Annotated in this window: 13 protein-coding genes; 3 read left to right on the top strand and 10 right to left on the bottom strand. The window is 42.4% G+C overall.

Annotated elements, in window-relative coordinates:
- Positions 1 to 12 precede the first annotated feature (12 nt).
- From B2866_RS11175 to B2866_RS11150, 6 genes are all read right to left on the bottom strand, one after another.
- On the bottom strand, positions 13 to 756 hold the full coding sequence (locus B2866_RS11175) for a YidB family protein (RefSeq protein ID WP_296194186.1): 744 nt from the start codon (positions 754 to 756) through the stop codon (positions 13 to 15).
- Positions 757 to 1,052: 296 nt separating this feature from the next.
- Positions 1,053 to 1,511 carry a hypothetical protein gene (locus B2866_RS11170; RefSeq protein ID WP_296194184.1) on the bottom strand — a complete coding sequence of 153 codons (459 nt, stop codon included), beginning with the start codon at positions 1,509 to 1,511 and terminating at the stop codon, positions 1,053 to 1,055.
- A gap of 83 nt (positions 1,512 to 1,594) precedes the next feature.
- The gene (locus B2866_RS11165; RefSeq protein ID WP_296194181.1) at positions 1,595 to 1,888 is read right to left on the bottom strand and encodes a succinate dehydrogenase assembly factor 2; all 294 of its coding nucleotides are present in this window, start codon (positions 1,886 to 1,888) and stop codon (positions 1,595 to 1,597) included.
- A 166-nt stretch (positions 1,889 to 2,054) separates the two neighbouring features.
- Positions 2,055 to 2,951, bottom strand: a complete 897-nt coding sequence (gene folP / locus B2866_RS11160; RefSeq protein WP_296194177.1) for a dihydropteroate synthase — start codon at positions 2,949 to 2,951, stop codon at positions 2,055 to 2,057.
- A gap of 188 nt (positions 2,952 to 3,139) precedes the next feature.
- The gene (ftsH, locus tag B2866_RS11155; RefSeq protein WP_296194175.1) at positions 3,140 to 5,035 is read right to left on the bottom strand and encodes an ATP-dependent zinc metalloprotease FtsH; all 1,896 of its coding nucleotides are present in this window, start codon (positions 5,033 to 5,035) and stop codon (positions 3,140 to 3,142) included.
- 450 nt (positions 5,036 to 5,485) lie between these two features.
- Positions 5,486 to 6,118 (bottom strand): RlmE family RNA methyltransferase, encoded by a 633-nt coding sequence (locus B2866_RS11150; RefSeq protein ID WP_288725933.1) that lies wholly within the window; start codon positions 6,116 to 6,118, stop codon positions 5,486 to 5,488.
- A gap of 421 nt (positions 6,119 to 6,539) precedes the next feature.
- On the opposite strand from B2866_RS11150, the gene B2866_RS11145 reads away from it, so the two are divergent.
- A complete protein-coding gene (locus tag B2866_RS11145; RefSeq protein WP_296194158.1) occupies positions 6,540 to 6,848 on the top strand; it encodes a YhbY family RNA-binding protein in 309 nt (102 codons plus the stop codon).
- A gap of 171 nt (positions 6,849 to 7,019) precedes the next feature.
- Positions 7,020 to 7,844, top strand: coding sequence for a hypothetical protein (locus B2866_RS11140; protein ID WP_296194155.1), 825 nt, complete (start codon positions 7,020 to 7,022; stop codon positions 7,842 to 7,844).
- Positions 7,845 to 7,994: 150 nt separating this feature from the next.
- On the opposite strand, the gene B2866_RS11135 is transcribed toward B2866_RS11140, so the two are convergent.
- On the bottom strand, positions 7,995 to 8,720 hold the full coding sequence (locus B2866_RS11135) for a CHAP domain-containing protein (protein WP_296194152.1): 726 nt from the start codon (positions 8,718 to 8,720) through the stop codon (positions 7,995 to 7,997).
- Positions 8,721 to 8,884: 164 nt separating this feature from the next.
- On the opposite strand from B2866_RS11135, the gene B2866_RS11130 reads away from it, so the two are divergent.
- Entirely contained in the window at positions 8,885 to 9,400 is a 516-nt protein-coding gene (locus tag B2866_RS11130; RefSeq protein ID WP_296194150.1) for a hypothetical protein, read from the top strand.
- Between the two features lie 298 nt (positions 9,401 to 9,698).
- Here B2866_RS11130 and lpxC read toward each other — a convergent pair whose 3' ends face one another.
- The 3 genes from lpxC to ftsA form a co-directional block, all read right to left on the bottom strand.
- Positions 9,699 to 10,616, bottom strand: coding sequence for a UDP-3-O-acyl-N-acetylglucosamine deacetylase (gene lpxC, locus B2866_RS11125; RefSeq protein WP_296194148.1), 918 nt, complete (start codon positions 10,614 to 10,616; stop codon positions 9,699 to 9,701).
- 293 nt (positions 10,617 to 10,909) lie between these two features.
- Positions 10,910 to 12,106 carry a cell division protein FtsZ gene (gene ftsZ / locus B2866_RS11120; RefSeq protein ID WP_144296743.1) on the bottom strand — a complete coding sequence of 399 codons (1,197 nt, stop codon included), beginning with the start codon at positions 12,104 to 12,106 and terminating at the stop codon, positions 10,910 to 10,912.
- Between the two features lie 244 nt (positions 12,107 to 12,350).
- Positions 12,351 to 13,643: a cell division protein FtsA gene (gene ftsA, locus B2866_RS11115; protein ID WP_296194145.1), complete on the bottom strand. Its 1,293-nt coding sequence runs from the start codon at positions 13,641 to 13,643 to the stop codon at positions 12,351 to 12,353.
- Positions 13,644 to 13,885 lie beyond the last annotated feature (242 nt).

Genomic DNA, 13,885 nt, shown 5'->3' with positions numbered 1-13,885 from the left:
AGCACAATTATTTTACTTTAATGTGCCTAAACGATTTGATAACTGATTGATAATTTGGTCAATCTCTTCGTTGGCTTCAGGTTCATTTTCCAAATTGCCATTCGGCGTTAATTGGTTCATAACCTCAGGCAGTAGCTCAGCTAGACCTTGGCGGACTTCCATCTCATTTGCGCCGGTATGCGCCGCTACCTGCTGAATCTCACTTTCATCAAATAAACGGGTAATCTCATTAGGATCAAGGTTATCATTGACTTCTTGGTTACTCATCCAAGAACGCGCTTGATTCTCATAGCCCATGCCAGTGATTTTTGATAAAGCGCCACTTAAACCACCATTGCGTTTGATCCAACTGAGTACCATCGGCATCAATGCTGCAATCAGCATGCCTTTACCACCAAATCCTGCGCGCGAGGTTTGACTGCCGCTCATCTGGCCGCCCCCCATCTGACCACCTAAGACGCTGCCTAAAATATCGCCAAGTCCACCCGCGCCTGAGCTCATATCGCCACGCTGGTTTGCGCCCGTAAGCCCGCCGATGATGTCATCTAAACCAAAACCATTATCACTGCGGCGCTCATACTGCTGTGGATTGTAGCCACTTGTCTGTGTGCCGCCACCTAATACACTACCTAATATATCGCCTAAACCACCGGTACGGCGTGGATTGATACGTTGGTTGACCGGATTGCGTTGTCTGTCCTCTGGATCCATGGCACTGCGCGCGACTTGACTGACTAAATTCCCTAATAAGCTCATGATATCTTCCTTTTATTATGAATAATTTATCGTCAAATATCTAATTTTCTTTACTCATCTAAAAAGCTCTTCACCACCGATATGGCAAATCTTTAAATAATAAGACAAATAAGATTTTAACGCTTATGACTACTATAGCAAATCCATTAATAAGCCTAGATAGACGTTTTGTTATGGCATGTAGCTTCAAGTTATTGATGAAAAGGAAGAAATAAGCAGTGGGAGAAAAAACATAAGGGAGTGCACAATATAAATGACGCGGCTTTCACTTAGTTTTTAAATAACGTGGCCTTTATTTACGCCGTTTTGGCAGAAACACTATTGGCTAAAATGGACAATTTGCGCCATTGCTCGGCGCTGACTTGATCCCGAAATATCGCGACTGATACAGGGCGCTGATAAGGTTCTTTGATGATAAACTTAAAGCATATCACCCAAGAATAGCTACTGACCGCTACAAGCTCAGCCTGCGAAAGGCTATCGCCGCGACTGCTCCGCATCAGAAGTTGCCAATGTTGATAAATGCTCTTATTTGAGGGCGGCTGGCTTAAATGCAGCAAAATCGGTCGCGATAGCGCTAAATAGCTTAGCGCAGTGGCACTTACAATCAATACAGTTACATACTGCCACAACGCCAATGACGCAAGTGCTGCCCAAGTCAGCAGCGCAGTTGCTAACACCAGATGAAACATCAAACGTATACGGCTTACAGGCTGGATCGGCGCGTCGATACGTAAGGAAGTTAGCAATGTCATAACTGGGTATCCAAACAGGACTTTATGTATTCAAAGCTTATATATCAAAGGCTGGTACGGTAAAAACACTTCAATGGTTACGTTTAACTTTTACTATGACGCCATGTTTTAATTTTATTAACCAAATCCCATATTGCTGCATTTTCTGGACGGCTTTGGTTGGTAAAATAATCCAATAAATCTGGGTCTTCATGAGTCAGCATTTCTGCGAAAGTCGCCTGTTCACTCGGGTCAGCGGTTAAATATAACTCTTTAATATAGGGGTCAATATAAAAGTCCAATTCTTTTAATCCGCGGCGTGCTTGATAAATAATACGGCGTTGCTCAAGGGTGGGTTCTGGTTGCTTGTTTGGCTCTGATTGATTGCTAATCGTCATAAAAATATCCCATAGGTTTAATGGTATTTAACTGAATAGTCGTTAAATAAAAAGTAAGGTTAATAAATAATAGGGTCCAGCCGTGCTTATAAAGGCACCGTTTATAAAGATAGCGTTTATAAAAGGCAGTTTACAGCCAGCCAGTTTATAATAAGCTATTAACCTATCAGCCTTGATGATAAGTTGATAATTGCTGCCATAATGCCACCGCTTGCTGCATCATAGCGACATTGTGGGTGCGAATAATACTAGCGCCCTGCTGTAGCGCAAAGAGCCCGGCCGCTGTTCCTACCGCATCGCGCTCTAGCGCTTGAGTATTAGCAAGCGCTTCTACTCCGCTTCTGCTCAACACTTCGGCTAAAAAACGCTTGCGTGAAATGCCAAACATCATCGGTAATCCAAGATCTTGTAAGCGCTCAAGCTCACTTAATAACGCGCAGTGATGCTCATAGTTTTTTGCAAAGCCAAAACCTGGATCGATAATGATTTTTTCGCGCTTAACGCCTAGGCTTGTCACCTCAGCGATACGCGCTACTAGCTCAGCACTGACCTCTTTAATCACATCATCGTACTGAGCAAGACTATTCATCGTCGCCGGTTCACCGCGCATATGCATTAGCATGATAGGGATATCAAGCTTAGCTGCTATCTCTGCTGCACCTTCACGCTTCAGCGCTCGCACATCATTCCAAATATCAGCGCCCGCCTCAAAAGCTGCCTGCATAACGGTAGGATTACTGGTGTCTATAGACAACCAAACTCCATCACCAAGTTGCTGCCTGATTGCTTTGACAACCGGTATAACTCGCTGCAATTCTTCATTAGTTGCGACAATAGCAGCATTCGGACGGGTAGACTCGCCGCCGATATCGATAATAGTTGCACCCGCGCTTATCATTTCTTTAGCGTGGTTAAGTGCACTATCAAGCGCATTAAACCGTCCGCCATCAGAGAAGGAATCGGGTGTAACGTTTAAAATCCCCATAATATGTGGCTGCGATAAGTTCAAAGTTTTATCGCGGCTCGTCACTTTATAATTAGGTAAAGGCTGGAATAATGACATAACTTATCCATTATAAATTTTATTTTGAAAAATTGTTTGAATACTATTGGTGTTACTCAAAGGATAAATGCCTATGATAGCAGCAAATCTAACTCTCTCCTAAAGCCTTCATCAAAGCACGCACATAAAAAAGCCCTTTATCGAAAAGGGCTTTTTTAACTACTAATAATATCGCGATAAACCGGAAACTACATCGCTGGTAATGGCGGCGGTGTCGAATTTGTCGGTTTAATATCATTTTTCGATAAGTTTACTTCATTATGCTGATAGACTCTTGGCGGACGAGGCTCTTCACCTGCCAAAATATCCTGCAGCTGATCGCGGTCAATGGTTTCCCATTTCATCAGCGCATCTACCATCGCATGCATTTTGTCTTGATTGCCTTCAATCAATTCGCGGGCGATATCATATTGCTCTTCCAGCATACGGCGTACTTCTTCATCAACTTTTTGCTGCGTGGCTTCCGAGATCGTCCGACCGCCACCACCAAAGTAACCTTGTGAGCTATCATCGTCTTCATAAACCATAATACCTAGCGCATCTGACATACCATATTTGGTCACCATCGCGCGGGCCATTTTGGTTGCACGTTCAAAGTCGTTTGAGGCACCCGTTGACATTTGATTGATAAACACTTCTTCAGCGATACGGCCACCAAACAATATCGCAATATCGTTAAGCATTTTTGATTTATACATGCTGGTCTGATCATGCTCAGGTAGCTGCCAAGTCACACCAAGTGCAAAACCACGCGGCATAATCGTCACTTTATGTACAGGGTCGGTACCTGGTAACAATTCCGCGACCAACGCATGACCCGCTTCATGATAAGCGGTGGCACGGCGTTCTTCTTCACGGATAACCATAGATTTACGCTCAGGGCCCATATATAACTTGTCTTTTGCATCTTCAAAGTCGTTCATATCAACGCTGCGCTTGTTGCGGCGCGCGGCGAATAAGGCCGCTTCGTTAACAAGGTTAGCAAGCTGCGCACCACTAAACCCAGGGGTACCACGCGCCAATGAGCGCGCATCAACACCAATGGTATTTGGTAATTTACGTAGATGCACTTTTAGGATTTGCTCGCGACCTTTGATATCTGGCAGACCTACTTGTACTTGACGGTCAAAACGACCTGGGCGCAATAATGCTTTATCAAGGACGTCCGCACGGTTAGTCGCCGCAATGACGATCACGCCTTCGTTACCTTCAAAACCATCCATTTCAACCAATAATTGGTTCAATGTTTGCTCACGCTCATCATTACCGCCGCCCATACCAGAGCCACGATGACGACCAACCGCGTCAATCTCATCAATAAAGATGATACATGGGGCGCTTTTCTTTGCTTGCTCAAACATATCACGCACGCGTGACGCACCAACACCGACAAACATCTCAACAAAGTCAGAACCTGAAATCGAGAAGAAAGGTACTTTAGCTTCACCAGCAATCGCTCTTGCTAATAGCGTCTTACCTGTACCTGGAGGACCTACCATTAAGATGCCACGTGGAATCGTCGCACCAAGCTTGGTAAATTTATCAGGATCACGTAAAAACTCAACGACTTCGACGACTTCTTCTTTGGCTTCTTCACAGCCAGCAACGTCATCAAAGTTCACCTTGATTTGGTCTTCGGTCAGCATTTTAGCTTTCGATTTGCCAAAGCTCATTGGCCCGCCACCTTTACCGCCAGCACCGCCCTGCATATTACGCATAAAGAATAAAAACAGACCAATAATCAATAAAATTGGGAAACTGGCTATTAGCAGTTGCATCAAAACACTTTGACGCTTAGGCGCGGTGCCTTGCACTTCAACTTGGTTTTCGCGTAATAGTGGCATTAGCTGATCATCAGTCACAGCTGGACGAATGGTCTCAAATGATGAACCATTTTTCTTCTCGCCGGTGATTTGCTCGCCATCGATTTCAACACTGGCTACTTGATTTTCTGACACAGCGGTCACAAACTCCGAGTAGTTAAGGCTATCCGGCTCAGATGATTTGTCAAAGCCGCTAAACACCAGCACTAAAACACCGATCACCACCAGCCACAATAAGGTATTTTTTACCATGTCGCTCACTAGTTATTCCCATCCCTTACTTATTGGTGTGTTTACTAAACACGTGACGTCTATATATAAACGTATCACTCACTATTCAATGGCTAGTCGCAAATTATTATATTTACTTGGATTTAATGACTTCAAAACCCCAAGCAAAATGATAAATAGGCAGACCAACATAAATAACTGAGCTGTTAAAGCGTTTACTCTCAGACGACTTTGCTTAAAACATAGGCTTGATACATAGATGTAAAAATATAGATTTAAAACAAAGTTAATATATCATGATATGTGGTGCTAACCTGTATAATTCAAGCAGCAATCACATTTATTCAGTTAACTGATTGTAGCGTTTTTACGCTTATTAACCATAGCCTTTATTGTGACTTTTTATCACCCTTTATAGGACGGATGATTCGCCCAACTGATTGACGTTAAAACCTTTTTATTAAATAGTTAAACGACCTACTACTTAATGGCAATCCAAAACATCTCTTTTGAGCGTGGTCGTGAAGCACCAGGTTTTATACTACGAATTTTACTAAAATCCGCCTGCATCTGCTTGCGTAATTCTTGTGTACCCTCGCCTTGAAACACTTTCATAATAAGCGCGCCACCTTCGGGTAAGGTTGCCAGCGCAAAATCGACCGCCAACTCGCATAAATACATCATGCGCGGCTGATCGATGGCGCTATTGCCAGCAGTATTGGGCGCCATATCTGATAGCACCACATCGACCTGTCGGTTACCGACTTCTGCCATGATACGCTCGAACACCTCTGCCTCACGAAAATCACCCTGAATAAAGGTCACATCGGGCAAAGTATCCATCGGCAGTATGTCAGAGGCAATCAAGACGCCTTTTTCACCGACTAATTTGCCAGCGACTTGCGACCAACTGCCGGGCGCACTGCCTAAATCCACGACCGTCATGCCCTTTTTAATCAGATTGGTTTTCTCATTAATCTCAAGCAATTTATAAGCAGCGCGGGCACGGTAGCCATCTTTTTGGGCTTTTTTCACATAAGGATCGTCAATATGCTCTTGCATCCAAGCACTGCTGCTTTTTGACAATTTTTTATTTTCAATACGCGTGACCAAAATGACGGCTCCTATTGTCTGGTAATATGTCTGCTTGGTAATACATCGTTTGTAAAGCATGACTGGCGGTTTATAAAGGGGTTACCTATGAGCATTTAATAACGGTCTACTTTTAAAATATTCGCTTCTCAATTGAGCATCTATAAGAACGTTTTTATCAGCATATCATTGTTGTATCACTTAACGATAAAACCTGTCGTCCAGTTTATTGCTTTTAACCGCGAAATTCTCTTGCTGAAAACACTGCTTTATAAACCTGTAGCGTTTATAATGTGCTTATACTTTCAGTTTAACATTTTCATCACGTAAAATCGTGCAAAATCCTGCTGATCTCATGCAAGGTGACCATAGATTATCTATAATGGTCATTATCTGCTCTTAATAGCACCTGCTTTTATTTTTACCAACATCTAGGAATAGTATGCAACTCGATAACGCTACCGTTAAACGCCTAAAGGGCATTGGTCATGACCTAAAACCGATTGTTATGATTGGCAATAAAGGTATTACCCCAAGCATCGCTGAAGAAATTGATCGCGCACTGACTGATCACGAACTTATCAAAGTAAAACTGCCTGCTGGCAGCAAAGAAGAGCGCGATGTCATCGGTGCTCAGCTTGCAGCGGCAGCTAATGCGACTTTGGTACACTCAATTGGTCGTATGGCGCTATTACTGCGTCAAAACCCAAACGCCAACCCAAAGCTATCAAACCTTGCACGTCACGCTTAATAAGCTGTCTATTTAAGACTAGCTTATCAAGCCTAATTTATGTTCTCTCTTATTTAGTAAAAGCCGCGCTGCATTTGCTCGCGGCTTTTATGTTATTTATAGTCAGTTTAAATAAAATAGTACAAGTATGATAACGCGCTACTGATATTAAACTCTGGATATTATCGACCTATGAGCCAAATTTTTAATTTATGTTTAGCGACTGATACGCTAGCCGCTGATGCCGAGCAGCTAGGTGTCACCATAGCACAATTACAAAACATTCAAATACAAGTGGTCGCAACTTTAGCCAATAGAGCTGTCATTGCCCAGCCTATAGAATGGCAATTACAGCTTGATTACTGCATAACGCTACCGCTTAAATCATTAGCGTCCCAATTAGACTGGCCAACATGGCAAACTCGGCAAGTGGGTTTTGCAGATTATTTATGGGAGCAGACTTGCCTTGAATGCTTTTTAGCGGGCAAGTTGATAAACAGCGGCGTTTCGCTCAATAAAAATGATATTCAAACGAACCCTTATATAGAAATTAACGCCAGCCCTGACGGCCGTTATGCGCTTTATCGATTTGCCGCTTATCGCAAACCTGCGACATTACCGCCAACGCCGCTTTTACAAGGAAACGGTCAAACGCGGGCTTCTATTGATTGGACAGCTACTCCCTTCTCAGTGAGTAATACCAGTGACAACGCAGCGCTGCAAGCGGGTTCAATCCCAACCCCCTCTTTTAATAATCCTTTAACAGCTGGCGCTAAAACTTATCATTTCGAGCGTAGCTTTTATTTGCCATTAGGCCAATTATCCCAAGGACAGACTACCAACGATGTGATTGGCATTGAATACATCCATCCTTGTGTGATTTTGAGCTTTGACACTCAGTTCGGTACAAGGCTCAGTAAAACAGCGTTATATTTCGCGCCCAAACACGCTCAAGCGCCCGATTTTCATAATATGCAATATTGGTCCGTCTTTGATAAACAGGCGGCAATGGTGTAATCCTCTTAACACGCTAATGCTCTCTACTCTTTTCTCTAAAGCTTTTTAATTTCATACATAAAAAAAACCAGTAATGCCATTAAGAGCATTACTGGGTTCGGAGAAAACGCTTCATTCTAGAATTTGTGATACTTATTTAATGCTTGCTAATTAGTCAGCCATAGCAAGGTAGATACCGCGATTAGACGCATCGTCCACATATTGAGAATCGCGCCAAGTGGTATAGCTATAAGCACCGCTGTATGGGCTAATGCTGCTTTGACGGAAGTCAGATACCCATTGACTGCCATCAAAAATCTGAATATGACCGTGCGGGTGCTTTGAGCTGCGATCATAGACTACGACATCACCAATCTGTGGCGGCATATTATTACTGATTTTAGCAAAGCCAGCTTGGGCTAGCGTGCCACGGGTAGCATATTGATATGCTGACGGGTTAGGCGTAAATTCGTAACCTGCTGACTGTAATGCTTTACGGACGTAACGAGCACAGTAACCAGAACTGCTAGATAGTGCCACGCGTGCCGCATTGGCGGCGGCAATGGCGGGTGCAGAATAACGATCTGGTACTGACTTTGCCTGCTGCTGACGCTGCTCATAAGATAAACGACTGGTGAGCGAGGCAAGTTGGTATTCTTTCTGTTTAGCATGCGCACTAAGATTGTCAATCGCTTGACTGATTTCATCATTGCTTGAAACATAAGCACCGCTATTGGTGCTATAAATATTGCGACTTGAACCGTAATTCGCAGAAGTAGAGATATTTGTGATGGTATGACTCAAGGTATTATTTGGTTGAAAGGTTGTTTCGACAGCACCACTCGTCTGTGCTATACCCATTCCCAATACTGACAAAATTAATAAAGCTTGTTTCATAAATTTACTACCTATTGTAAATACAGGATTGCTCGCCGTCCGTGACAAAGCATGAATTAATTTAGGGAAGATGACCATGAAATAAACATGATAAAATCCGTAGTACAAAAGCTCGCTGTTTATGATGAATATCGCTGCTGTCACCTAGAAGATGAGTGTTTACGATGTCAAAAAAACAACCTAACCGACTTGCTAAACTGATTGATCATCAAGCTTTTGCCGGTAGTGCGCTACCTCAAACACTTGCTGATAATATGCGTTTATATCTACAAGCAACGACCGAGGTAAAAGAGCTTTTGGTAGATTGTCTACCTGAGGAAATCCTCAATAACTGCTGGGTTGTAGGCGTAAGCACTGAGCAGCTTATACTAAGTGTGGGCTCGATGACTGCTGCTAACCATATTCGCTATTTACAGAACGCCTATTTGCAAGTACTAACAGAGCAGTCGATTACATTTAAACAACTCAAGCAAATTCGCGTCGTCGTAGCCAATATTCCCACCCATAATAATTATTCTAAATCATCAGAAGCGTTATCAGCATCCTTATCAAAGCCTCGTAAAGCCCATGAAAATCAGGCCCTTAGCCAAAACACAAAGCGGACTATATCACAGGCTGCAGAGCATGTCACCACTAATAAAAATCTTAAAAACGCCCTCTTACGCTTAATAAATTCCTAAAAAACTGTGGTTTACTTTGTAAAGTTATGTAAACTACACCCATTTTTGACTCGGCTAAAGCTGTGTTTTTGTAATCTTGTAAACAAAAAAAATCATCTGTCAGTGCGGTTCAGATTATGAATCACACTGACAGATGATTTTTTTATTTCCTACAGCTTTTATTCTATCGAAGTTGTAGCTATTTTTCTTAAAAATAGTAGAGAAAATATCTATTTAAACGAATATTATTTAGTACTGCTTATAACCAAGTTATGTAATATTGCGTAAATGTTTCGATACTTCGTGTATATTCCTGTATTTATCCTTCGACTGTTATACGATTCAAAGGTAAATATTCGATAGGACAGCTTACATTGTCATCAAAAGTTACAATTTCAAAGTTATTAGGATGGGATAATATTTCGCGTACCAACATATTGTTTAATGCATGACCAGACTTATAGGCATTAAAACGACCTAAGATAGGGTATCCAATGAGGTATAAATCACCTAAAGCGTCGAGAATTTTATGGCGTACAAATTCATCATTAAAACGCAGCCCTTCTTCATTAAGAATATTGGCATCATCAATAACAATAGCATTGTCCATACTGCCACCTAGCGCCAAGTTATTTTGACGTAGGGCCTCGATATCTCGTAAAAAACCGAAAGTACGCGCTGAGCTTAGTTGTTCGATGAAATTTTGCGTCGAGAACTGCAATTGAGCATGTTGAAAGTCTTTATTAATAGCAGGATGGTCAAAATCAATCTCAAAATTTAACTCAAAGCCGTCATAAGGACGCAGCTCTGCCCATTTGTCATCAACTTTGACGCGTACAGGACGCACAATTTTAATAAAACGCTTTGCCGCTTCTTGTTCACAGAAACCTGCTTGCAGTAGCAGACCTACAAATGGCGCGGCGCTACCGTCCATAATCGGTATCTCTGACGCTGATACGCGGATTAGTAGGTTATCAACCCCTAGGCCTGCTATCGCACTGAGCAAATGCTCAACCGTACCCACGCGTGTGCCACCAAATACTAGGTTGGATGACATCATAGTATCTTGTACCAAAAAAGCACTGGCAGGAATTGGTTCGCTACCTGCTATATCAGAACGCTCAAAAATAATACCGGTATTAATAGGCTGCGGATGAAACTCTAAGTCAACAGGTTGACCACTATGAAGACCAGTACCTGTAACGGCTATTGCTGTTTTTATGGTTCGTTGGTTCATGGCTGTCTTCTCACATATTTTGTTACAATTGACATAGTGTAGCATTACCCGACCCTATTTCGCTAGCGCTAAAAAGCGTTAATTTGCTTATCTCTTTGATTGATAACACTTATCGTCATTATTTTAACGTTTATTTTTATAACGTAACAAATGCTCAATCTTCTCTAAATCGTGACTAAAGACTATTTATTAGCATTCGAACTCGTATTTTTCTCCTTTCTAAAAAACAAAAAAGCCAGTATCGAAATACTGGCTTTTTGATCCAAACTATCTAATGATTGCTTTGTTAAAGACTATTTATTCTGTTGACGCTTAAGATAGTCTTGAATGCTGTTGGTTTTAGTTTTAGGCTGTTCTTGCGTCACATTTGCGCGTACGGGGCTTTCTTGATACTGCGCTTGGGCTTGTTTTTGGCTGTTTAGCGCACTGGTATGCAAGTTTGGATCAACAGGCTGGGTACTATTAACAGAAGGTACTGGCTGCTCCACAACTTCAGGCTCTTGACCTGCATTTTCATCTAAGGTCAGACCCGTTGCGATAACCGTCACATGCAAATCGTCGCCCATTTTTTCATCGATAACCGAGCCATAGAAAATATGTGCGTCGTCGATATCAGTAATTTCTTCAACGATAACACTGATTTTGCTCATCTCATCGAGTGATAAAGACTCAGAAGAAATAACGTTAACAAGTAAGCCTTTGGCATTCTCTAAACGTAAATCATCAAGTAGTGGCGATCTGATGGCTTTCTCGGTCGCTTGGCGCGCACGATCATCGCCGCTAGCACGGCCAATTCCCATCATAGCATGTCCTTTAGCCGTCATCGCAGTGCGGATGTCGTTAAAGTCAATGTTAATCATACCTTCGCTAGCAATGGTTTCTGCAATACCTTGGACCGCATGTAATAAAACGTCATCGGCTTTTTTAAAAGCATCTTGCATAGAGATGTTGCCATACACGCTCATAAGCTTGTCATTGGGAATCGTAATGATTGAGTCGACAAAATTGGTCAACTGCTCAATACCTGCTTTGGCAGCCTTGATACGTTTACCACCTTCAAACTTAAATGGCGTTGTCACAACTGCTACGGTCAACACTTCCATTTCTTTGGCAATACGCGCAACCACTGGCGCCGCTCCGGTACCTGTACCACCGCCCATACCTGCGGTAATGAACACCATATCTGAGTGCTCAAGTAACGCACGGATGGCTTCTTCATCTGCTTCTGCCGCTTCACGACCGACTTCTGGGTTTGCCCCTGCACCGAGACCACGGTTGGTCTTGGCACCAAGTTGCAATTTATGCGGCGCTGTTAGACGATCGAGCGCTTGTTTATCCGTATTAGCACAGACAAACGTTACACCTCTAATCCCTTGTTGTACCATATGCTCAACCGCATTACCGCCGCCGCCGCCCACACCGAATACAGTGAAGCTTGCCTGGCCGTTATTTTGAAGCTGATTATCATCTGGCATGGTGTATTTTGACATAAAAAGATTTCTCCAGTTGCAGATAGCGTGATGGTCGATACGTAGTAACACACTCATAGGGCGCGCTATCGACTTACTATATATATAAACGTATTTAATTAAAACAGGGCAATGGCTTAAATAGTTATGCGTTGCCAATATATGCCGTTATTGTACAGGATGCTGCTGTTAATCTGTTTGCTTATCATGCTGTGTCTTGCCCTTCTCTACTTACCGCTTAGCAGGAGCAAATTTGCCAGCAGAATTATAATATCTTTTTGAGTACACTCGCAAAACGTTGTCCGGCACTTTGAAAAACACCCTTCACGCGACTTTTTTGAATCGCTTCTGGCTCACTTTTTTCACTACGACGAAATTGCTCGCTCTGACTATATAGTAAGGTACCAAATGCGGTTTGATAAGCGCGATCATTGACCTGCATATTCAGCTGTTTAAACGATTCATCATTATCAAAGTGATTATAAGCACTAATCGCAGGATGAGTATTGGTCAATACCACTGGCATTTTTAGTAATTTTTTGGCAAAAGGTATCATGCCTTTAATGGAACTGCCGCCGCCTGAGAGTACCAACCCTTTATCAATATAGCCTAACAAGTCGGCGTCGTGTAATTGGCGTACCACTTCGGTAAATATTTGCTCATAGCGGGCTTCAATAATACGCGCTAGATTATACGTACCGATATTAATCTCGTCACCCGAGCCTTGCGGCTTAAATAGAAAGAATGAGCTGGGATCGACGCTATTGACATCAACCGTACCGTGCGTTTTTTTAAGGCGCTCAGCTTCTATCATTGAGATACCAACATCGGCTGAAATGTCCATCGTCACTTCATGGCTACCAGTGGCAATACAATGCGTGAAAATCAGCTTATTTTCTTTATAGACGCAAATACTGGTGGTACTTGCACCGATATCGACCAAGCAAACGCCTTGCTGACGCTCATCGGGCATCAAGCTATATTCTGCGCTGGTCACCGCATCAAAAACAATGTGGTCGATACCGACGTCACAGCTTTGCAAAAGTTTTTGAATATTCTGACGACTAGAAACAGGCATCATCATCATGTGATACATAACAGTAATATTATGCGCGACCATGTCAATAGCATCATCAACCATAAACTCTTGATTGTCGATATAAATACCTTGCTGGCAACAATGCATCAAATAATAATCAGGCGATAAATCTTGTGATTTGGCATTGGATAACGCTTGTACCATGTCTTGGGCACGGACAACTTCGTCCTCTACCCTAACGTCTCCGGCACTATTTTTACTTAACAGCTCAGGCGTTGCCATGGTCAACCAGACACTATGCACGCGGCAATTAGCAGTGTCTTCGGCTTCTTGAATCGCTTGTCTGATAGCGCCTTGTAAGCGTTCGCGATGCTTTATCTGACCTTGATAGAAGTCGTTATTTTTAACTTGCCCCACACCCATAATTCGAATGTCTTTTGCAGACACAACATTACCAATAACGACATAGACTGCCGTGGCACTTAAATGGACAACAACCAGATTTTCAGTATTTTTCATGGTACCAGACAAATTATCGCTAAACAGGAGAGCAAATGACGTCTCCATTAAATCATTGAAAAATGCGTTATGATCACGCAGTCATATTATCAGTAAACGCTCTCTATCAAGATAGCAAACGGGTATTGGAAATCGATTGCTTTCTTAATTTATGGTGCTTTATTTTTATTACTTAGCTTTTATTGCTCAGTTTTTCTTACTAAGTATTTCTTACTTAGGTTTTTGGTATTTCATTGCTCAGT

This window comes from Psychrobacter sp. UBA3483 (assembly GCF_002377905.1).
GTDB lineage: Bacteria > Pseudomonadota > Gammaproteobacteria > Pseudomonadales > Moraxellaceae > Psychrobacter.
Note: the sequence above shows the minus strand (reverse complement) of the source record. Positions and strands in the feature narration are given on the sequence as shown.